The 19,901-nt window shown below is 61.3% G+C and carries 20 protein-coding genes; 13 read left to right on the forward strand and 7 right to left on the reverse strand.

Annotation, left to right across the window (positions count from 1 at the left end):
• Positions 1-8 precede the first annotated feature (8 nt).
• Positions 9-1,331: an alpha-L-fucosidase gene (locus FHT69_RS23705; RefSeq protein WP_183906051.1), complete on the reverse strand. Its 1,323-nt coding sequence runs from the start codon at positions 1,329-1,331 to the stop codon at positions 9-11.
• A 206-nt stretch (positions 1,332-1,537) separates the two neighbouring features.
• On the opposite strand from FHT69_RS23705, the gene FHT69_RS23710 reads away from it, so the two are divergent.
• Positions 1,538-2,545: a LacI family DNA-binding transcriptional regulator gene (locus FHT69_RS23710; protein WP_029733074.1), complete on the forward strand. Its 1,008-nt coding sequence runs from the start codon at positions 1,538-1,540 to the stop codon at positions 2,543-2,545.
• A 6-nt stretch (positions 2,546-2,551) separates the two neighbouring features.
• Here FHT69_RS23710 and FHT69_RS23715 read toward each other — a convergent pair whose 3' ends face one another.
• A complete protein-coding gene (locus FHT69_RS23715; RefSeq protein WP_082849646.1) occupies positions 2,552-2,827 on the reverse strand; it encodes a type II toxin-antitoxin system RelE/ParE family toxin in 276 nt (91 codons plus the stop codon).
• Complete coding sequence (locus FHT69_RS23720) at positions 2,827-3,087, reverse strand: CopG family ribbon-helix-helix protein (protein WP_047618843.1); 261 nt, start codon at positions 3,085-3,087, stop codon at positions 2,827-2,829. Before FHT69_RS23720 ends, FHT69_RS23715 begins: the two co-directional genes overlap by 1 nt.
• Before the next feature lie 290 nt (positions 3,088-3,377).
• Here FHT69_RS23720 and FHT69_RS23725 point away from each other — a divergent pair, with 290 nt between their 5' ends.
• The 6 genes from FHT69_RS23725 to FHT69_RS23750 all read left to right on the forward strand — a co-directional run bounded on the left by FHT69_RS23725 (position 3,378) and on the right by FHT69_RS23750 (position 8,736).
• A complete protein-coding gene (locus FHT69_RS23725; RefSeq protein WP_049808181.1) occupies positions 3,378-4,106 on the forward strand; it encodes a FadR/GntR family transcriptional regulator in 729 nt (242 codons plus the stop codon).
• A 123-nt stretch (positions 4,107-4,229) separates the two neighbouring features.
• Positions 4,230-4,808: an isochorismatase family protein gene (locus tag FHT69_RS23730; RefSeq protein WP_029733070.1), complete on the forward strand. Its 579-nt coding sequence runs from the start codon at positions 4,230-4,232 to the stop codon at positions 4,806-4,808.
• On the forward strand, positions 4,805-5,818 hold the full coding sequence (locus tag FHT69_RS23735) for a GlxA family transcriptional regulator (protein ID WP_029733069.1): 1,014 nt from the start codon (positions 4,805-4,807) through the stop codon (positions 5,816-5,818). The genes FHT69_RS23730 and FHT69_RS23735 overlap by 4 nt, the downstream gene beginning before the upstream one ends.
• A 96-nt stretch (positions 5,819-5,914) precedes the next feature.
• A complete protein-coding gene (locus FHT69_RS23740) occupies positions 5,915-6,928 on the forward strand; it encodes an ABC transporter substrate-binding protein (protein WP_029733068.1) in 1,014 nt (337 codons plus the stop codon).
• A gap of 96 nt (positions 6,929-7,024) precedes the next feature.
• Positions 7,025-7,843, forward strand: coding sequence for an ABC transporter ATP-binding protein (locus FHT69_RS23745; RefSeq protein WP_029733067.1), 819 nt, complete (start codon positions 7,025-7,027; stop codon positions 7,841-7,843).
• An 11-nt stretch (positions 7,844-7,854) separates the two neighbouring features.
• Complete coding sequence (locus FHT69_RS23750; protein WP_029733066.1) at positions 7,855-8,736, forward strand: ABC transporter permease; 882 nt, start codon at positions 7,855-7,857, stop codon at positions 8,734-8,736.
• Positions 8,737-8,818: 82 nt separating this feature from the next.
• Here the strand turns inward: FHT69_RS23750 and FHT69_RS23755 are convergent, their stop codons facing one another.
• The 4 genes from FHT69_RS23755 to FHT69_RS23770 are packed head-to-tail and all read right to left on the reverse strand — an operon-like array spanning position 8,819 to position 13,596.
• Positions 8,819-10,219, reverse strand: a complete 1,401-nt coding sequence (locus FHT69_RS23755; protein WP_063473548.1) for a sensor histidine kinase — start codon at positions 10,217-10,219, stop codon at positions 8,819-8,821.
• The gene (locus tag FHT69_RS23760; RefSeq protein WP_047618835.1) at positions 10,209-10,877 is read right to left on the reverse strand and encodes a response regulator; all 669 of its coding nucleotides are present in this window, start codon (positions 10,875-10,877) and stop codon (positions 10,209-10,211) included. The genes FHT69_RS23755 and FHT69_RS23760 overlap by 11 nt, the downstream gene beginning before the upstream one ends.
• Positions 10,878-10,927: 50 nt before the next feature.
• Complete coding sequence (locus FHT69_RS23765; RefSeq protein ID WP_063473547.1) at positions 10,928-11,788, reverse strand: hypothetical protein; 861 nt, start codon at positions 11,786-11,788, stop codon at positions 10,928-10,930.
• Between the two features lie 11 nt (positions 11,789-11,799).
• Positions 11,800-13,596, reverse strand: coding sequence for a heparinase II/III family protein (locus tag FHT69_RS23770; protein ID WP_063473546.1), 1,797 nt, complete (start codon positions 13,594-13,596; stop codon positions 11,800-11,802).
• A gap of 130 nt (positions 13,597-13,726) precedes the next feature.
• On the opposite strand from FHT69_RS23770, the gene FHT69_RS23775 reads away from it, so the two are divergent.
• From FHT69_RS23775 to FHT69_RS23800, 6 genes are read left to right on the forward strand one after another with little or no spacing between them, the layout of a single operon-like run.
• Positions 13,727-14,713, forward strand: a complete 987-nt coding sequence (locus FHT69_RS23775; RefSeq protein ID WP_025554591.1) for a carbohydrate ABC transporter permease — start codon at positions 13,727-13,729, stop codon at positions 14,711-14,713.
• Positions 14,710-15,546 (forward strand): carbohydrate ABC transporter permease, encoded by an 837-nt coding sequence (locus tag FHT69_RS23780; protein ID WP_025554593.1) that lies wholly within the window; start codon positions 14,710-14,712, stop codon positions 15,544-15,546. Before FHT69_RS23775 ends, FHT69_RS23780 begins: the two co-directional genes overlap by 4 nt.
• Before the next feature lie 4 nt (positions 15,547-15,550).
• On the forward strand, positions 15,551-16,723 hold the full coding sequence (locus FHT69_RS23785; RefSeq protein WP_063473545.1) for a glycoside hydrolase family 88 protein: 1,173 nt from the start codon (positions 15,551-15,553) through the stop codon (positions 16,721-16,723).
• Positions 16,724-16,738: 15 nt separating this feature from the next.
• Entirely contained in the window at positions 16,739-17,848 is a 1,110-nt protein-coding gene (locus tag FHT69_RS23790) for an ABC transporter ATP-binding protein (protein WP_025554597.1), read from the forward strand.
• A gap of 20 nt (positions 17,849-17,868) precedes the next feature.
• Complete coding sequence (locus tag FHT69_RS23795) at positions 17,869-18,582, forward strand: YesL family protein (RefSeq protein WP_025554599.1); 714 nt, start codon at positions 17,869-17,871, stop codon at positions 18,580-18,582.
• A gap of 39 nt (positions 18,583-18,621) precedes the next feature.
• Complete coding sequence (locus FHT69_RS23800) at positions 18,622-19,896, forward strand: ABC transporter substrate-binding protein (RefSeq protein WP_063473544.1); 1,275 nt, start codon at positions 18,622-18,624, stop codon at positions 19,894-19,896.
• Positions 19,897-19,901: the final 5 nt, after the last annotated feature.

Raw genomic sequence — 19,901 nt, forward strand, 5'->3', positions numbered from 1 at the left:
GATCGAGCTCACGCCTTCAGGACGATCTCGATCACCGGCACGGTAACGTCCGGGCGCCGGACCGGCAGTTCGAGCGTGATCATGCCTTCCGGCACCATCACGCCGATATTGGAATCCACATCCCTGGTGTGGCTCAGCCAGCGCACTTCGCTGGCGTCGTGCAGGAATTGCGCATAGGCGATCCTGTCGGCGAGGCCTTCGATGTGGATGTGGCGATAAGGCCAATTATAGACATGCAGGTAGAGGCGGTTGCCGCGCTGGGTATAGCGGCAGCCGGCCGGCACCGGATAGTCGGATGGCCCGGCCCCATAAATGGAGCGTGCGTTGACCTCAATCCAGTTCTGGTAGACTTCAAGCGCGCCGATGGCGCGCGCATCGAGCGTGCCGCGGCCGGTCGGGCCGACATTCATCAGGAGGTTGCCGCCGAGCGCGACGGAATCGATGAGCAATTGGATGATCTGTTCCGGGCTTTTCCAGCTATCCTCGTCGCGGTGATAGCCCCAGGAGCCGCTGAAGGTGTGGCAGGCTTCCCAGAGCACCCCCTGGCTGGCGATAGCGGGCGCCACGCGCGGCGTATATTGCTCCGGCGTCGTCACGTCGGGCAGATTGCCGGGCGGCAGATCGAGCCGGTTGTTGACGATGATGCCGGGCTGCAATTCACGCACCAGTGCGAGCAGGCGCTCGCTCTCCCAATCGGCACGCCCCTTGCCGGGCAGGCCGCGATATTCGCGCTGGGGATAGCTGAAATCGAACCAGATGATGTCGATGCGGCCGAAACCGGTCAGAAGTTCGCGCACCTGTTCGCGCATATAGGCGGCATAGTTGGCCATATCGCGGCCAGCATTCAGCGCCTCGGCCTGCGGATGGTTGCGCAAGGGATGGTGGACATCGATCGGAAAGTCCGGATGGTGCCAGTCGAGCAGCGAATAATAGAAGCCGATCTTCAGTCCTTCGGCGCGAAAGGCTTCGACCAGCGGCGTCAGCAAATCTTTGCCGCAGGGCGTGTTCGTCGCCTTGTAACCCGTCACCTTGCTGTCCCAGAGGCAGAAACCCTCGTGATGCTTGGTCGTCACCACGACATATTTCATGCCGGCAAGACGTGCCCGGCGGGCCCATTCCTTGGGATCGTAGAGATCAGGATCGAAATTTTCGAAATAGCGCTGGTAGTGGTCGTCGGTCAGCTCTTCGCGGTTCTTCAACCATTCATGCCGGGCTCCCAAGGCATAGAGGCCCCAATGGATGAACATGCCAAGGCGGTCGTGGCTGAACCAGGCGTGCTTGCCCGCTCCTTCCGATGCCGGATTTTCCGACAGGCGTTCCGAATTCGTCACAGGTTTCTCCTCCCTGCTTTCCGGCTCAATATCATATCGAACCGGTTCGGTGAGTAACAATCTTACTTGATCCAGCACCTGTCAAGCCAAATTCGCGGTCGCAGTTTTAGAAATGCAAGCCCTGCGGAATAACCAGTTTGAGGCATGGATGTTGCGCCGATCAATAAAATCGGACATAACAATGCATTAGAACCGGTTCGACAGACATGACCACGATACGAGACGTAGCGCGCATTGCGGGGGTTTCCATCTCGACCGTCTCGCTCGCGCTCAACAGCCCGAAGCGGGTCGGCGCCGAGACGCTCGACCGCATCCAGCAGGCGATAAATTCGACGGGCTACCGCATCGACCCGGTGGCCCAGACGCTGGCGCGCGGACGCAGCTCGCTGATCGGTTTCGTTTCGGCCAATCTCGGCAACATGTTCTTCGGCGACATCCGCCGCGAGATCGAGCACCAGGCGCTCGATCACGGCTATTTCGTCCTGATCGCCGACTCCTCCGGCAGGGCCGACCTCGAGCGGGCACTGCTGGAGCGGCTGGAGGCGCAGAAGATCGCCGGCATTGCGCTGGCGGCAAACGGGCGCGGCGAGGAATACGCCACGTTCCTGCGCGACTTCAAGACGCCGATCGTGATGTTCGACCAGAAGGTGGAGGGTGCAGAGCGCGATTTCGTCGGCTCCGACAATCCGCTGACCACCACCATCCTGACGGAACATCTGCTGCAACTCGGCCACCGGCGTATCGGCTTCATCTCCGGGCCTTCCGGTCTGCACACCGCCGACGAGCGCCTGAAAGGCTTTCTGAACACGATGACCGGCGCCGGTGTGGAGATCGACCCTTCGCTGGTGGTCGAAGGCGGCTACACCAGGACCGGCGGCCATGCGCAGGCGATGCGGCTGCTGACGCGCCGCGACCGGCCGACCGCCATCATCGGCGCCAACAACATGACGGGCCTGGCCGCACTGCAGGTGATGCAGGAGATGGGTTTCCGCTGCCCTGACGACGTGTCGCTGGCGATGGTCGACGACGTGCCATGGAGCAACGTCATCACGCCGCGCATCACCATGGTGGTGCAGGATGCGCAGAAGCTCGGGGAATTGGCGGCACAACGTCTGCTGACAAGAATAGCAAGCCCGGAGGGCGCCGCCGCGCCGCCTGAGGATTTCATCCTGACGCCGAGATTCGTGCGCGGGGAATCGACCAGGCGGCTGTGAGCGCTTCTACCGATCTTCCCGCGTATGCCAAAGCCGCAATACATAGATTGTCGACTGCTGGATTTCGTAGCGGAGCTCGTAACGGCCGACGAGAATGCGGCGAACCTCTCGAGGATCAAACTCCTCGAGTCGCTCGCCGAGACGTGGCTGCTCAAGCAGCCGCGCAGGGGCTGCCGTCAGCGCCTGTACGGTTCGGGCCGCAGCCCGCCGGTCGACCGGAGAGAGAAAGTCGTATAAGCGGGTAACATCCGAAACCGCTTTGTTCGTCCATTTGACTTCCATCACCGGGGCAACGAAATCGGCTCGTCACTGTCAAGACTATCAGCCCAGGCCTGAACAGCCTGGTGATCGACAACGTTTCCACTATCCACGTCGGCCAACGCCTCAAGCGTCAAACGCCGACGCTCCTCTTCCTGGTCGATCCATGCAGTCAGTGCCTGCTTGACGATCCAGCCGCGCGAGCGTTCGAGCCGCGATGCAAGTTGATCGACCTTCTGCGCAAGCGGCAGTGGAACATGGGCAGTCAGAACTTTGGTCTCCATCGAAAACTCCTTGTCAATCACTTATAATCATAGCGATTAATTCTGATTATATCCAGTCACCTATATCTCAGAAAAGCTCGAAACATGTCGGCGGACTGACGGAATGCCGAGAGTTTGCGATAAAACACAGCGGCTGATCTCCGAGTAAAAACCGCCAAGGAACAAGCCCGACTGCCGCGGCCATTGAAAGAGTGCGAAATTTGTCATACATGTGTGATGAATCATGAGTTTCGCAGTGCCGCGCGTTTGGACGGCATTCGGATCAAGCCGATGCGGGGGCAGGCGTGGCTATGCAGATGAAGGATCGCAGCAAAGGCTCCGGGTCGCTGGTCTCACAGGTCGGCGAAAGCCTTCGGCAAGCCATATTGAGCGGCCAGTATTCTGCCGGCGACAAGCTTCCGAGCGAGCATGAACTGACCGAAACGCACAGCGTCAGCCGGACCGTCGTGCGCGAGGCGGTGGCCGCGCTTCGCTCCGACGGGCTTGTCGAGGTGCGCCAGGGGGCAGGCATCTTCGTCCTCGGCGCCGATCCGGCTGTCTCCGCTGGGAAAGCCGACAAGGCCCGCGTTGTTTCCGATCTGGAAGTGCTCGAGATCAGAACGCCTGTCGAAATCGAAGCTGCCGGTCTTGCGGCCTTGCGCCGCTCGCCCGCGCAGGAGGAGGCGATTTTCGAATGCCACCGGAAAATTCTCCAGTGCATCGAGAGCGACCAATCCATTCGCGAGGCCGATCTCGAACTCCATGCCGCCATCGCCGAAGCTACGAACAATCCGCTGTTCCGGCAGTTCCTGGAGTCCCAGGGCTCGGCGATCATCCCGCAGTCCAGGCTGGTCCCGGAAACAAGGACAGCCGAACAGACTGCTTACCGAAGGCTGATCCATAGGGAGCACGAGGCGATCGTCGTCGCCATTTCCGACAGGGACGATCAGGCCGCCCGAAATGCGATGCGCGAGCATCTGGTCGGCAGCCAGGCAAGGTACCGCAACCTGCTGAGGGATCTGCGAAGCTTTACCAGCTGATAGTCGGCCCAGGAACTGTCTGAAAGCGCCCGTAGCGATTGGCGCGAATTGTCCGCTATTTGTCCGGCGCGCGCATTTTCCCGTGCCATCAAATTGCCGAATATGGCTTCATGATCAACCGCCATGGAGCAAAAAATGTCCGGCCATGATACTGTCCTTCTCGTTATCGACGCCCAAGAGTCTTTCAGACAACGCGATTACTGGGATGAAAACCTGGCATCCGCCTACATCGATCGTCAGCAGGCGTTGATCGACGGCGCGGAAGCCGACGGAATACCCGTCATCCAGATCTTCCATGTCGATGAAAACGCGCCGTTTTCGGAGGCATCCGGGTTCGTCAGGACACTCGCACCGCTCAGGATCGCGCCGAAGGCTACATTCAGGAAAAACCGCCATAGCGCCCTGGTCGGTTCGGGTCTCGACGTGTGGCTGACCGAGAACGGCGTCCGTCGTCTCCTCGTCTCCGGCATCCGCACCGAACAGTGCTGCGAGACCACCACCCGCCACGCCTCCGATCTCGGCTATCAAGTCGACTATGTCGGCGAAGCGACCCTGACCTTCCCGATGACCGACGCCACAGGGCGCACCTGGAGTGCGAGAGAAATCCGGGACCGGACCGAACTGGTCCTGTCAGGCCGTTTCGCTCGGATCGCGACCGTCGAACAGGCCCTGGCGGGGCGTGAAAAGCCACTCGCCGCATGACAGACGCCGTGCAGCCCTTCGATATTCCGGTCTTCGTCGTCGTGCCGCCGCGCGTGCTGCTGCTCGACGTGGCCGGTCCGATCGAAGTGCTGCGCAAGGCAAACCTCGAACAGCCCACAGTGCGCTTCACCGTCACCTATATCGGCCCGTCGGCGACGGTCGGCAGCTCGATCGGCCTTGCCGTTACGGGCGTCGCAGCATTGCCGGAATGCTTGCCCGATAGCGCGCTTGTCGTCATTGCCGGCAGCACCGACGTTCCGATGGAAAGCAGCCATCGGCGGGACGAACAGGAACGCGCCGACCAGGCTGCCATTGTCGCATGGCTGCAGCGCGCCATTCGTCCAGGAATTCGACTGGTCTCGATCTGCTCGGGCGCATTGCTCGCTGCCGAGGCCGGAATGCTCGACGGCCGCGAGTGCACCACCCATCACGGCTGCATGGAAGATCTGATCCGGCTCGCGCCGACGGCGCGCGTCCGGGACAACCGGCTCTATGTCGAGGATGGAGACCGCCTCACCAGCGCCGGCATCACCGCCGGCATAGACCTCATGTTGCATATCGTCGCCGAAGCGGCGGGACATGCCTGTGCGCTTGCGGTGGCGCGATACCTTGTCGTCTATCTCAGGCGCGGCGGCTCGGATCCGCAACTTTCGCCCTGGCTCGAAGGTCGCAACCATATCCACCCGGTCATTCATCGTGCGCAGGATGCAGTGGTCGCCGACCCCTCTCGGGACTGGTCGGTGGCATTGCTCGCCCGCCTCAGCGGCGCCAGCCCGCGCAACCTTTCACGGCTGTTCAACGAGCAGACGGGCATGAGCGTTACGGATTTCGTCAACCGTATGCGCGTGGCTCTTGCCCGCGAGATGCTCGCCGGTTCGCGACTGGACATGGAGGCCGTCGCCATGCGCGCCGGCTTCGGCTCGGCGCGGCAGCTGCGCCGAGCCTGGAATCGTCTGAATGATGGCCCGCCGAGCACGGCACGGTCGCGGCTGCAGCTGAAAGCTAGTTGAAAGCTTCGACGTCATAGGAAGGGGCAGCATCGTGGAGGAGACACGGGTCAAGGGTGGCGAGACGACGATGCGAGCAAACCACAGGAGGAGATTTCCATGCGTTCTTCACGCAGCCTTTTTCACACCGTCGCCTTTTCGACGCTTCTCGCCGCAGCATCTTTCGCTACGAGTGCCGCAAACGCAGCCGACAAGATCACCATCATGGTCGGCGGTTATGAGAAGCAGATCTATCTGCCCGCCAAACTTGCCGAATCGCTCGGTTATTTCAAGGACGAGGGTCTCGACGTCGAGCTCTTGAACGAAGCCGCCGGCGTCGATGCTGAAAACCAGCTTCTGGCCGGCGCCGTCCAGGGCGTGGTCGGCTTCTACGACCACTGTGTGGACCTGCAGGCCAAAGGCAAATTCGTCGAATCCATCGTCCAGTTCAGCCAGGCGCCGGGCGAAGTCGAGATGGTCTCGAGCAAACATCCCGACATCAAGTCGCCGGCCGACTTCAAGGGCAAGAGCCTCGGCGTCACCGGTCTCGGCTCGTCCACCAACTTCCTGACCCTCTTCATGGCCTCGAAGGCCGGCCTGAAGCCCGGCGACGTCGTGACGGTTCCAGTCGGCGCCGGCGGCACCTTCATCGCCGCCATGCAACAGGACCAGATCCAGGCCGGCATGACCACCGAGCCGACGATTTCGCGCATGGTCAAAACAGGCGAAGCGAGTGTGCTCGTCGACATGCGCACGGTCGAGTCGACCCGTCAGGCGCTCGGCGGCACCTATCCGGCCGCCTCGCTCTACATGGAGGCCTCCTGGGTCGACGCGCACAAGGAAGAGGCACAGAAGCTCGCCAACGCCTTCGTCAAGACGCTGCGCTATATCAACACGCATTCCGCCGCCGAGATCGCCGACAAGATGCCGAAGGACTTCTACGTCGGCGACAAGGACGGCTACATCAAGGCTCTCGACGAGGGCAAGGGCATGTTCACGCCCGATGGCGTCATGCCGGAAGACGGTCCGAAAACCGTGCTTGCCGTGCTCTCGGAGTTCTCCAAGAACGTCAAGGGCAAGCAGATCGACTTGTCCAAGACCTACACGACGGAATTCGTCAAGAACGTCAAGTAGGGCGTCACGCCGCTTCCGGCACCAACCGGAAGCGGCCAACCGATCGATCCATGGGCATTGCGTGCACGCGCCCAAAGGCACGCTTCAGGTATCATCATGCAACATGACAACAACCAGATTCCGGCGATCGAGCTGATCAATGTCAGCCGCCGCTTCGTCTCGCCGACCGGCAAGTCCCTTACCGCCTTGCGCGATTTCAACATGACCGTCGCCCGCGGAGAGTTTGTCGCCGTCGTCGGCCCCACCGGCTGCGGTAAATCGACGACCCTCAACCTCGTGACGGGTCTTGCACGCCCGAGCGCCGGCGAAGTCCGGCTGATGGGCGGCCCGATCACCGGCATCGACCCGCGTGTCGGCTTCGCATTCCAGACCGACGCGCTCTTTCCCTGGAAAAACGTCATCGACAACGTCATGGCCGGCCCGCTGTTTCGCGGCAAGTCGCGCACTGAAGCGGAAAAGAGCGCACGCGACTGGCTGGCCCGCGTCGGCCTTTCGAAGTTTGTCCATCACTATCCCCACCAGCTTTCCGGCGGCATGCGCAAGCGCGTCTCGCTGGCACAGACCTTCATCAACGAGCCGGAAATTCTGCTGATGGACGAGCCTTTCTCGGCCCTCGACGTCCAGACCCGCACCGTCATGCATGAAGAGCTGTTGAAGCTGTGGGCGGAGCGAAAGGCCTCGGTGGTGTTCGTGACCCATGATCTCGAAGAGGCTGTCGCGCTCGCCGACAAGGTCTATGTCCTGACCGCCGGCCCCGCGACGGTCAAGTCGGTCTATACGATCGATCTGCCGCGCCCGCGCGTCGTGTCGGAAATCCGCTACGAGCAGAGCTTCATCGACTATTGCAAGACGATCTGGGAAGACCTCCGCGAGGAGGTGGAGACCAGCTACCGGCGCGCGAGCGAAGCGGCCTGAGGGAGGATATCATGGCACACACCACTCTTGAGGCCGGTTCGGCCACCCTGTTTCGGCCGGGCACGTCGGACTCGGAAATCGAGGCGTCGGCGCTGAAGGCGATGCGCCGGCGCAACACCGCGGTGCGCTTCTGGCAGATTGCCATCCTGGTCTTCGTGATCGGCATGTGGGAGCTTTCTTCCAACATGCAGTGGATCGACCCGTTCTTCTATTCGAGCCCGAGCGGCGTCGTTGAGCGCCTCTACGAATGGGCGACCGAAGGCACCACGGAAGGTTCGCTCTGGTATAATCTATGGGTGACGATGGAGGAGGCCTTGATCGGCTTCTTCGCGGGCTCGATCACCGGCGTCTTCGTCGGCATCGGCCTTGGCCGCAACCGCTTCCTGTCGGACATCTTCTCCGTCTACATCAAGGCGATCAACTCGATCCCGCGCGTCGTTCTCGCCCCGATCTTCATCATGATCATGGGTCTCGGCCTGCCGTCCAAGGTTGCTCTCGCCTTCATCATGGTGTTCTTCGTGGTTTTTGCCAACGCCTTCCAGGGCGTGCGCGAGGCCGACCGCAACATGATCGCCAATGCGCGCATCCTTGGCGCCTCGGACTGGCAGGTCACCCGCACGGTGGTCATCCCCTCGGCGATGAGCTGGATCTTCGCCAGTCTGCACGTCTCCTTTGGTTTCGCGATCATCGGCGCAATCGTCGGCGAATTCGTCGGTGCCCGGTTCGGCATCGGCCAGCTGATTTCGATCGCCAAGGGTACGTTCGATGCCGCCGGCATGTTCGCGGCAATCCTCCTCGTCATGGTCGTCACGCTTTTTGCCGAATATATCATGACGCTGATCGAGAACCGCCTGGCGAAGTGGCGCCCGCAGCAGCATCTCGATACGCAGTGATCCAATCCGACCTCCTCCCAAGGCAGATCGAACAGGAGGCCGGGTGCATGCCCGGCCTTCTGTCATTTGATGCACTTGAGGTTTAAGCAAGCGGAAGCCGCACCGTCACGACCAGCCCACCGCCTTCCGCGTCATCGAGCGAGACTGAACCTCCGGCGCCTTCAACAACCTCCCGCACGATCGCAAGCCCCAGACCGCTCCCCTCGGCTTCGGTCCCCATGATCCGGTAGAAGCGTTCGAAAACCTGCTCGCGCTCGCCGATCGGAATACCCGGTCCGTCGTCCTCGACGGTGACGACGGCGTTGCCGTTCGCCTGGCCGATCGCGACGGTCACCCGTCCATTGGCACAGGTATAGCGTATGGCGTTGTCTATGAGGTTGACCAGCATCTCGCGCAGCATCGTAGCGTCGCCTTCGACGATGACCGGTCGGTCCGCTTCCAGTCCGAGATCGATGTTGCGCTTGAGCGCCTCTTCGGCATGCGCTTCCAGGATCTCGCGGGCAGCCTTGCTGAGATCGGTCGTATCGCTGCGCGGACGGCGGCTTCCGGGCTCGGCCCGTGACAAGGTGAGGAGCTGGCTGGCAAGACGCGAAATCTGCTTCGTGCTGGTGCGAAGGGCGAAAAGCGCCTCGTCGCGGCGAGCCGTATCGGCTTCGCGGGCCGCCACGCTCGCCTGCGTCGAAATCAGCGCGAGCGGCGTTCTGAGTTGATGCGCGGCATTCGATACAAAGCGTCGCTGTGCGGCCATCTGGTTCTGGACACGCTCCATATGGTCATTCAGGGCATGAACGAGCGGTCGCAGTTCGCTCTGCACCATCTCGGGCGGCAGCGGATCGAGACGGTTGCGCCCGCGCTGGCGCACGGCGTCCCGCAGTCTCAGAGCCGGTGCCAAGCCCCGCTGAAGCCCGAGGATGGTCACCAGGCTTGCGACGAAGACGAGCACGAACTGCTTCGAAAAATCCGAAAGCCATAGCTGCCTTCGCATCGCATACTGGCTGTTATGCGTCACGGCGACGGTGACCGAGATCGTGCCATCATCGGGAAGGCCGACGACAGGATGGTCGAGCATCAGGACGCGCACATCGGCACCATGGAACGCACGATCCTCGCCCGCCCGCTGTACGGCTGGCAACGGCAGGTCGGGAAGACCGCTCACCAGACTGCCCCATACAGTGATGACCTGGTAAAATACCCGGTCGCCGAAGCCTGTATCGAACATCTCCAGCGCGGAAGGCGGCACGTCCACCTGAACATTGCCACCCTCATCGACGCGGACGGCTTCAGCTATGACGCGGGCAGAGGCCAGAAGCGTTCGATCCGTCACCAGCTTTGCTGTCGCATCCGCCGTCCAGAAGCTGTCGTAAAGATTGAAACCAATCGCGCCGAAGAGAGTGAGCAGCACCCAGCAGAGCAGCTGTACCCTCAGGCTCTGGCTGAGCCGCGCGATCGTGGCGCCCAGCTTTGTGACGAGGCTACTGGACATGTCGGAGGAGATAACCGAGCCCGCGCAACGTCGCTATCTGAACCGAACTGCTCTCGAGCTTCTTTCGCAGCCTGTGGATGTAGATTTCGATGGCGCTCGGATCCGCCTCGTCGTCGAAACCGAACACGCTTTCGGAAAGAGCGGCTTTCGAGATCGTGTTGCCGAGCTTCATGACGAGCTGTTCAAGAACGGCATATTCGCGCGGCGTCAGTTGCAGCGGTTCGCCTGCGACGAAAAACTGCCGCGTTCCACCGGAGAAGCGCAAATTGCCGACGGTGATCTCGGAGGATGCCCGATCCTGGCCGCGGCGGACCACCGCACGGATCCTCGCCTCGAGTTCGGCAATTTCGAAGGGCTTGGCGAGATAGTCGTCGGCACCGCTGTCGAGCCCCGCCACACGACCGTCCAGGCTCGCATTCGCGGTCAAGATGATGACCGGCAGTTTGTTCCCGGACTGCCGCAATCGTTTCAAGAGCGTCAAGCCATCAAGCTTGGGCAGCGCCAGGTCGAGGATCATCGCGGCATATTCCGCCACCTTGAGCATGTGCTCCGCATCCTCGCCATCGTGGGCAATATCGATAGCATATTGCGCCTGTCGCAGGGCTTTCCCCAGCCAGGCCGCCAGATCCTTGTTGTCCTCCACCACAAGCAGTCGCATCCGACCTCCTTAGCATGTGCAGAGTGCTTGGCGGAAGCGCATCCGTGGGGTCATAAGTTGAGAGGAAGAGCGGCCGGCTCTGGTTTATCTTCGGCCGCAACTGCGACGTCCCGATCGACGGCGCCCGGCACTTCCGTTCCCCAGATCTCGATCTGGGTCAGCGCCGGAAAGGGCGAGGCATCCTCGGCCTTGATCAGTCCATGCAATTCCACCCATTCGACGATACAGGGTTCTATGGAAAAGCTCTGAGCAACACCCGATTTCACCAAGGGAAAGCGGGAGGTCCTGCCGTTCGAGAAAGTGACGCTGGCCTCATTCCACCAAGAATCATGCGGGAAATCGGCCCGGAGATAGAAGACGATCTCGTCAATGCTGACCGGCCGGCCGAATTCCAGCTTCAGCGCCGCCTGCGGATCGCGATTGATGCCCCAGCTCGTATAGGGCCAGAAGCCGTGATCGTCGTTGGCCTTTTCGCCGTCGATCGCGTTGCGCGCGGCAAAGGCCGCTTCGCCCCGGGTCTCCACATTGGCGCGCGCATGCGGAAACAGCGCCCGGTTGGCATGATCGTCCCAGGGGTTCAGAGCGAGATTACGGCGTTGCACGATCTCGTCGGGGCGCGCGCTTCGCGCCGAAAGCCGGTGGAGATCACCCCGGAAGGCATTCGGCGAATAGGGCTTGCGCTTGTCGCCGAAGGGCACGGCGAGGGCATAGGCGCATTCCTTCATATAGACCAGGCCGGGTTGGATCGCGCCATCGAGGGCGAGGAAGACATGTCCAGGCTCGGAGACCTCCAAGACCACGCGATCGCCTTCGCGATAGCTCTGTCGATAGACCAGGAAGGTCTCCTCCCGCCCTGTGGAGCTTGCCAGCACCAGCCCATCGGCATCCACGATCTTCAACGTCAATTCCATGCTCGCCTTCCTCATACGATCCGCAATCTCAGAACCCTGCCGGCGAACGGCACGCGCAGCCGGTAGATTTTCCCGGGCCAGGCCGATCTCAGCCGGGCGTCCTCCACGTCGATTTCGTCGATTTCGATCTCGCCACCGCCATCGACGAAAATGCTGCCGAGATCGGCGAGATCGATCCTGTCCGGGACGACGGTCGGCGCCAGGCACGTCATCAGCGACAGCACCGCCGGCTTGCCGCCGTCATAGCTGTCGACGATCTCGACATGGCGGCCGCGCAGCAGGGAAACGATGCGCCGGTAGCTGTGCAGCTCTGCTTCGGCGGGATAGGCGCCTGCTATATCGAGCGATATGCGCGCGCGCTCCTCGTCAAACCCGACCTCGACGTCTCGCGCGCCGAATGTGTCGCCGGCCGACTGCATGACGCCTGCGAATGTCGGCAGGTTGTGGAACGCCGATTGCATCGTCCAGATCTCGTAGCGCCGCGCCGAAAAGGTCTTTGCGGTATAGGTCTCGACACCGACATCGATCAGGAACGGGCGCCCATTCTTGTAGAGCGTCACGCTTCCGACATCGTTGTGATTGTGGCCCTCGCCATTGTTGCCGCCCTTGACGGCGAGCGAAAACTGCTCGTCGCGGGCGATGAACAGGCCAATGCCGGGATAAAACATATCGCGTCGGGACGCAGGATGCGGCGGGGCGGCATCGGGAAGCGTCGGGCCGATCAGCACTTCCTGCACGCGATACCAGAGGTTCCATTCTCCGGGCAGGTGCGAGCTTCCGGAGGCCGCCCTATCGGCCGCGGCGAACTCAGCCAGCACCTGCGAACCGACCGCCTGTCCGAACAGATATTCCCGCACACTGCAGGGTTCGACCACCGCGGAGGAATCGGCGAAGTTGAAATAATAGCGGCCGGCCACATGCATATGGGCGATATATTCAGCCATGCTGCGGATTTTCGGCTGTTGCCAGAGCTTGCCGAACAGGCCCGGCGCCACGCCATCCAGAATGGTCAGCGCGCCATGCAGGCAGAGTGCTGCGTGGCGATAGTAGAGCACGCCTTCCTCGCAGGCCCCGTCCTCGGCATAGTCCTTCAGGAAAGCATCGAGGCTGCCGAGCGCCTTTTCGACAACAGCACGGCGCGCCGGCTGGTCGGTTTTCAGCGAGAAGACCGTCAACAGGACATTCTGGCTTATCCAGGCCGTCCAGTTGTTCATTCGCTCCTCGCTGCGGCCCATCCACCAGAAATGCCGGCCGAGATAGGGCGAGAGGATGCGGATCTGGATCTCGCGTTCCACCCGGGCGGTAATTTCAGGGCTGATGCCGTCGAGCGCGTCGCCCAGCAAGGCGACGACGGTGGCAAGCAGCGCCGCCGTTTCGGCGGCGAAGAGATCGACGACAGGCTGTGAATTGTCGGGAAGCGGCAGCCGCGCGCCGCTTCGTTCATAGGCGTTGTGCGCCGGGAGCTGCCAGCCGCTCTCCTCGGCAATCAGGAAGATGCCGTCGACAATCCCAGGCAGGAACCGCGCCCCGCCTTCGACGAGTTCGCCGAGCACCAGATTGTTGAGCATCCGGCGCCGCGTGAAATAAAGCTCCTCGAAGCGCGAGCGGTTGCCCGTTGCGGTGAACTCCCGGTAATCCGAGGCGGTGATGAGCGGAAAGGCGCGCGCAAGCGTCTCTTCGGCGTCGCGAATGATCCGTTCCCGGACCGTCTGCGGCACGGAGTTCCATATGGCGCGATCTGAGCAAATCGACCCAGGCGTGAAATCGCCCAGCACATCCGGCAGCTCCCCTGAAATCTCGCTGAACATGTCCCTCCCCGCACCGGAAAGCATTGATGAGCGTTTGGCCTGCATGCTCACCTATCATATGTATTTTGCGCTTTCTATTAAATTCGTATGACCTATTCAGAACTTGTTTGACCAGTATCGGAACTGTGCTATGTGGTTGCGAGAGGAAGAGGAGGCATCGGTGTCCATATCGAATTCGGCCATCGCTGGAGATGGCGCTCTGGCAACTTCCGGCAGGAAAGCCACCGTCTTGTCCAAGCGCCAGCGCAGGATACGCAGCGCGCTCGTCGCCTATTCCTTCATCGCGCCGAACTTCCTCGGCTTTGCCGTCTTCACGCTCGGCCCGATCCTGTTTGCCTTCGTGCTCGCCTTCATGCATTGGGACGGCTCGAATGCGATTACCTTCGCCGGCCTCGACAATTTCTGGCGACTTTTCGAGGACAAGGCCTTCATCGCGGCCTTCTGGAACACAGTCATCTATACGGTCGCCTCCGTGCCGGCGACGCTGCTCTGCGCGCTCGGCCTCGCCGTCCTCCTCAACCAGAAGATTGTCGGACGCGATTTCTTCCGCACGGCGATGTTCTTTCCCTATGTCGCCTCGCTGGTGGCCGTCGCGGTCGTCTGGAACATGATCTTCAATCCCGAAATGGGACCGGTGAACATGATCCTCTACACGCTGGGCCTCGATCCCAAGAACATGCCGGGATGGGCTGCCGATCGCCACTGGGCAATGGTGACGGTGATCCTCTTCGGCATCTGGAAGAACATGGGCTATTACATGGTCATCTATCTGGCCGGTCTGCAGGGCATCAATTCGGAGCTCTATGAGGCCGCCGATCTCGATGGCGCCAATTCCTGGCAGAAGTTCATCCATGTCACCGTGCCGCAGCTCGGACCGACGACCTTCTTCGTCACCGTCATGCTGACGATCCAGTCGTTCAAGGTCTTCGACCAGATCTACATGATCACCCAGGGCGGTCCCGGCACCTCGACCCTCGTCCTCGTCTACCACATCTACAACGAAGCCTTCATTTCCTGGGATCTCGGCTATTCCAGCATGGTTGCGCTCGTTCTGTTCTTCCTCGTGCTCGCCGTCACCGTCTTCCAGTTCCGGCGCCAGAGGGAGGACGAGGCATGAGGATCGCAGGACGCAGAGTCACCGCCAAAACGGTCCTCCTCTATGCCATCGTGATCACGGTCACGGTGGTCATGCTGATGCCCTTCGCCTGGATGCTCTCGGCATCCTTGAAGCTCAGCCGCGACGTCTTCGCCTTCCCCATCGAGTGGATACCGGCGGAGCCGCAATGGCAGAATTACGTGGATATCTGGACGAAGATCCCGCTCGCCCTCTTCATCTACAACACCTCGAAACTGACGATCATCGTCACGCTGCTGCAGCTGTTGACCTCCAGCTTTGCCGCCTACGCCTTCGCCAAGCTGAATTTCCCCTACAAGAACACGCTGTTCCTCGGCTATATCGCCACCATCGCCATGCCCTGGCAGGTCTATATGGTGCCGCAATTCCTGCTGATGCGCGAATTCGGCCTCAACAACACTCATCTGGCGCTGATCTGCCTGCAGGCCTTTACCGCCTTCGGCGTCTTCCTGATGCGGCAGTTCTACATGTCGATCCCGACCGAGCTTTGCGAAGCGGCCCGCATCGATGGCATGAACGAGTACCAGATCTGGGCGCGCATCATGCTGCCGCTCTCCAAGCCGGCGCTCTCGACGCTGACGATCTTCACCTTCGTCACCACCTGGAACGATTTTCTCGGGCCGATGATCTATCTGACCAAGACCGAGCTGAAGACCGTTCAGATCGGCCTGCGCATGTTCATCTCGCAATATTCGGCCGAATACGGGCTGATCATGGCGGCCTCCGTCGTCGCCCTCATTCCGGTCCTCATCGTCTTCCTCTCTCTCCAGCGTTTCTTCGTCGAGGGCATCGCCTCGACCGGACTGAAGGGTTAAATCCATGAACGCCGTTCCGTCCGTCGCCCCGCAACCGATCACCGACGAGGAAGTGAAAGCCGCGCTCGATCTTGCCGTCGCGCAGATCCGCCGCAACCTTCCTACTTTCACCTATGCTTCGCAGAACCATTCGAGTGTCGGGAATTTCTATCCGGCTGTAGCGAACACTCAATGGACCGCGGGCTTCTGGCCCGGCGAACTCTGGCTCGCCTTCGAGCATAGTGGCGATCCGGTCTTCCGACATGCGGCGCAGATCCAGGTCCAATCGTTCCTGCATCGGATCGTGAACCGCATCGAGACCGATCATCACGATATGGGCTTCCTCTATTCGCCGTCCTGCATCGCCGCCTGGAAGCTCGTCGGAGACGAGGATGGCCGCAGGGCCGCCTTGCTCGCCGCCGACCAGCTGATCGAGCGTTTCCAGCCCGTCGGCCAGTTCATCCAGGCATGGGGCCGCAAGGGGGTGGCGGAAGAATACCGCTATATCATCGACTGCCTGCTGAACCTGCCGCTTCTCTATTGGGCAAGCCGCGAGACCGGCGATCCGAAATACCGCGAGATCGCTCTCACCCACGCCCGCACCACGCTCGCCAATTCGGTTCGGCCGGATGATTCCACCTACCACACCTTCTACATGGACCCGGTCACCGGAGCGCCGGTGCGCGGCGCGACCAAGCAGGGCTACCGGGACGACAGCGCCTGGGCGCGCGGACAGGCCTGGGCAATCTCGGGGATGGCGCTCTCCTATCGCTATGAGCGGATCGAGGAATATCGCCAAACCTTCGACCGGCTGCTTGCCTTCTATCTCAACCGGCTGCCGGCCGACATGGTGCCCTATTGGGATCTCGTCTTTTCCGACGGCGACGGCGAGCCGCGCGACAGCTCGTCGGCCTCGATCGCCGCCTGCGGTCTTCTGGAGATGGCCGATCTCGTCGAACCGGAGCCGGCCGAGCGTTATCACATACTGGCGCGGCGCATGATGAAGAGCCTTGCCGATCACTATGCGGTCAAGGATCCCACCGTCTCGAACGGCCTGGTGCTGCACGCCACCTATTCGAAGAAATCGCCCTTCAACACCTGCCGCGGCGAGGGCGTCGATGAATGCGTCTCCTGGGGAGACTATTATTACATGGAAGCTTTGACGCGCCTTTCGCGCAGCTGGTCTTCCTATTGGTGAATTCAGGAGAACCCGATGGCCAGCATTTCGCTTAAAGAGCTGAACAAGAGCTACGGTGCGCTTACCGTCGTCCACGACATCGACCTCGAGATCGCAGACAAGGAATTCATCATCCTGGTCGGCCCCTCCGGCTGCGGCAAATCGACGACGCTGCGGATGATCGCCGGCCTCGAAGAAATATCGGGAGGAGAGCTCAAGATCGGCGGCGACGTCATGAACGACGTTCCTTCCAAGGATCGGGATATCGCCATGGTCTTCCAGAATTATGCGCTCTACCCGCATATGACCGTCTACAAGAACATGGCATTCGGCCTCCAGCTCAGGAAGGTGTCGCGCGATTACATCGATGCCCAGGTGCAGGATGCCGCCAGGATCCTCGACATCAGTCATCTCCTGAACCGCAAGCCGAAGGCGCTTTCGGGCGGCCAGCGCCAGCGCGTCGCCCTCGGCCGCGCCATGGTGCGCAATCCCGCCGTCTTCCTTCTTGACGAGCCGCTTTCCAATCTCGATGCCAAGCTGCGCGGCACGATGCGCTCCGAAATCACCAAGCTGCACAAGCGCCTCAATGCCACCTTCATCTATGTCACCCACGATCAGGTGGAGGCCATGACCATGGCGGACCGGATCGTCGTCATGAAGGACGGGCATATCCAGCAGGTCGACACACCGCAGAACCTCTATGACCGCCCCGTCAACATGTTCGTCGCCGGCTTCATCGGCGCGCCGCAGATGAACATGCTGCCCTCGACCATCCTGCGCCGTGGCGAAGGCTACGTTGCCGTCTTCGACGGCCGGGAACTGCCGCTGCCTGCCCATTTCGACCAGAACAGGATCGCTCCTTACGAAGGCCGCGAACTGGTGCTCGGCATCCGCCCCGAGAATTTCCACGAACTGCCGCCGGCCGACATCGCACCGGAGAACCTGGCGCCCCTCAAGGCGGTCGTCGAGCTTGCCGAACCCATGGGCTCTGAAGTGCACCTGAACATGGTGGCGGGCGGACGCAATCTCATCGCCCGCGTCTCGCCGCGCTACCGGCCTGATATCGGCGAGGAGGCGACGCTGGTCGCCGATATGACCAACGCGCAGCTGTTCGACAAGGAAACGGAACGTTCGATTCTATACTGAGGCGCCTGCGGGAGACGGCTATGCAGTGGTTGCGGGAGATGTGGACGAGGGAGGGACCGGGCATTCCGAAGGATGCTCCGAAGAAGACCGGCCTTGCGCTGTTCGCCGAGATCCTCGTCCGCGAATGGTGGGAGATGGTCAAGCTCAACATCCTGTTCATCCTGGCCTCGCTCCTCGTGGTGACGCTACCGGCAGCCCTGGTCGCCATGGCCCGGGTCTCGGTGACCTTTGTGGAAGATCGCAACACCTACCTGCTGCGGGACTTCACCGAAGCTTTTCTGCGCTATTTCTGGCGCGCCACCGCTTGGGGGCTGGTGCTCGCGGGCGGGCTTGCAATCGGCATCCATGCGATCGTTGCCTATACCGCCGGCGCGCGCGACAACCTGCTGCTGAGCGTGCCGCTGGCGATTGCCCTCGTCGCCACCGCCTTCGTCACCGTTCTCGCCTGCCATCTCATCATTCTGATGGTGATGCGCGATCTGCCGGCTTCCAGGCTGCTGCGCCTCGCCGCGCTCGCCTCCATCATCCGTCCGCTCCCGGCGCTTGCAGCGCTCGCCTTCGTTGCAAGCCTCTGGCTGGCGCATATCCTCTTCTATCCGGTTTCCGTGTTCATGCCGGCAACCTTCAATTTTTCACTCGGAATGTTCGCCGTCGTATTCGGCGCCCATCGGGCGGCGGTGATGGTTCTCGAGCTGCCGCCGTACCGCAAACCGCATGCACGAAACGCTTCATAAATAACTGATCCAGAGATGATCCAGGGAAGGAGAACGGGAATGTATTTGGATAAATTTGGGAGGACGATGAAACTTGCCTTGGCGGGTTTCAGCTTGGCTGCAACGACGGCCGGGGCAGCATTTGCCCAGGACGCCGTGACGCTCAAATGGGCTTTGTGGGACTGGGACAAGACTGCCTATTACAAGCCGCTGATCGAAGCCTATCAGGCCAAACACCCCAACGTGAAATTCGAGCAGATGGACCTCGGCTCGCAGGACTATCAGCAGATGATCTCGACGCAGCTGACCGGCGGCTCCAAGGACATCGACATCGTCACCATCAAGGACGTGCCGGGCTACACCAATCTGGTGCGCGCCGGCAACATCGCCGATCTCAGCAGCTTCGTGAAGGATCAGAAGATCGACCCGGCTCCCTATGGCGGCCTGATCGAGGAACTGACCATAGACGGCAAGATCTATTCGCTGCCGTTCCGCTCCGACTTCTGGATCGTCTATTACAACAAGGACATATTCGACAAAGCCGGCGTGCCCTACCCCACGAATGACATGACCTGGGCGCAATTCGACGCGACCGCCGAGAAGCTTACGGGTGGCATGGGTACCAACAAGACCTATGGCGCGCTCCTGCATACCTGGCGGTCGACCGTCCAGCTGCCCGGCGTCCTCGACGGAAAACACACGCTGGTCGACGGTGAGTATGACTTCCTGAAGCCCTGGTACGAGAGGGCGCTCACCCTACAGAAGGATGGCGCGATTCCCTCCTACGCCTTCCTGAAGACGTCGAACACGCATTATTCGGCGCTCTTCTTCAACGGTACGATCGGCATGCTGCCGATGGGAACCTGGTTCGTCGGCACCCAGATCACCAAGGTGAAATCAGGTGAATCGAAGAGCAAGAACTGGGGCATCGTGAAATTCCCGCATCCCGACGGCGTCGCGGCCGGCACGACGGCCGCCCAGATTTCCGGCCTGGCGGTCAACGCCAATTCCGACCACAAGGATGCCGCACTCGACTTCATCAAGTTCGTCACCGGTCCCGAGGGTGCGGCCGTTATCGCGTCGACGGGCACGTTCCCCGCGCTCAAGACGGATGACGTCAGCGCCACGATCGCGGCAACGCCCGGCTTCCCGCAGGACGAGGCCAGCAAGGCGGCGCTGAAGCCGACGAAAACCTACCTGGAGATGGCGGTCAACCCGAACGCCGCCAAGATCGAGGTCGTGCTCAACCGTGCGCATGACGCAATCATGACCGACAACACGTCCGTCGACGACGGGTTGAAGGAAATGACCGACGGCGTGAAGGCCATCAAGTAGACGTC

This window comes from Rhizobium sp. BK008 (assembly GCF_014197345.1).
Classification (GTDB): Bacteria; Pseudomonadota; Alphaproteobacteria; order Rhizobiales; family Rhizobiaceae; genus Rhizobium; species Rhizobium anhuiense.

Coding starts and splice junctions, on each gene's coding strand:
- FHT69_RS23710 (WP_029733074.1), top strand. CDS start 1,538: ATGACCACGATACGAGACGTAGCGCGCATTGCGGGGGTTTCCATCTCG.
- FHT69_RS23715 (WP_082849646.1), bottom strand. CDS start 2,827: ATGGAAGTCAAATGGACGAACAAAGCGGTTTCGGATGTTACCCGCTTA.
- FHT69_RS23720 (WP_047618843.1), bottom strand. CDS start 3,087: ATGGAGACCAAAGTTCTGACTGCCCATGTTCCACTGCCGCTTGCGCAG.
- FHT69_RS23725 (WP_049808181.1), top strand. CDS start 3,378: ATGCAGATGAAGGATCGCAGCAAAGGCTCCGGGTCGCTGGTCTCACAG.
- FHT69_RS23730 (WP_029733070.1), top strand. CDS start 4,230: ATGGAGCAAAAAATGTCCGGCCATGATACTGTCCTTCTCGTTATCGAC.
- FHT69_RS23735 (WP_029733069.1), top strand. CDS start 4,805: ATGACAGACGCCGTGCAGCCCTTCGATATTCCGGTCTTCGTCGTCGTG.
- FHT69_RS23740 (WP_029733068.1), top strand. CDS start 5,915: ATGCGTTCTTCACGCAGCCTTTTTCACACCGTCGCCTTTTCGACGCTT.
- FHT69_RS23745 (WP_029733067.1), top strand. CDS start 7,025: ATGCAACATGACAACAACCAGATTCCGGCGATCGAGCTGATCAATGTC.
- FHT69_RS23750 (WP_029733066.1), top strand. CDS start 7,855: ATGGCACACACCACTCTTGAGGCCGGTTCGGCCACCCTGTTTCGGCCG.
- FHT69_RS23755 (WP_063473548.1), bottom strand. CDS start 10,219: ATGTCCAGTAGCCTCGTCACAAAGCTGGGCGCCACGATCGCGCGGCTC.
- FHT69_RS23760 (WP_047618835.1), bottom strand. CDS start 10,877: ATGCGACTGCTTGTGGTGGAGGACAACAAGGATCTGGCGGCCTGGCTG.
- FHT69_RS23765 (WP_063473547.1), bottom strand. CDS start 11,788: ATGGAATTGACGTTGAAGATCGTGGATGCCGATGGGCTGGTGCTGGCA.
- FHT69_RS23770 (WP_063473546.1), bottom strand. CDS start 13,596: ATGTTCAGCGAGATTTCAGGGGAGCTGCCGGATGTGCTGGGCGATTTC.
- FHT69_RS23775 (WP_025554591.1), top strand. CDS start 13,727: ATGTGGTTGCGAGAGGAAGAGGAGGCATCGGTGTCCATATCGAATTCG.
- FHT69_RS23780 (WP_025554593.1), top strand. CDS start 14,710: ATGAGGATCGCAGGACGCAGAGTCACCGCCAAAACGGTCCTCCTCTAT.
- FHT69_RS23785 (WP_063473545.1), top strand. CDS start 15,551: ATGAACGCCGTTCCGTCCGTCGCCCCGCAACCGATCACCGACGAGGAA.
- FHT69_RS23790 (WP_025554597.1), top strand. CDS start 16,739: ATGGCCAGCATTTCGCTTAAAGAGCTGAACAAGAGCTACGGTGCGCTT.
- FHT69_RS23795 (WP_025554599.1), top strand. CDS start 17,869: ATGCAGTGGTTGCGGGAGATGTGGACGAGGGAGGGACCGGGCATTCCG.
- FHT69_RS23800 (WP_063473544.1), top strand. CDS start 18,622: ATGTATTTGGATAAATTTGGGAGGACGATGAAACTTGCCTTGGCGGGT.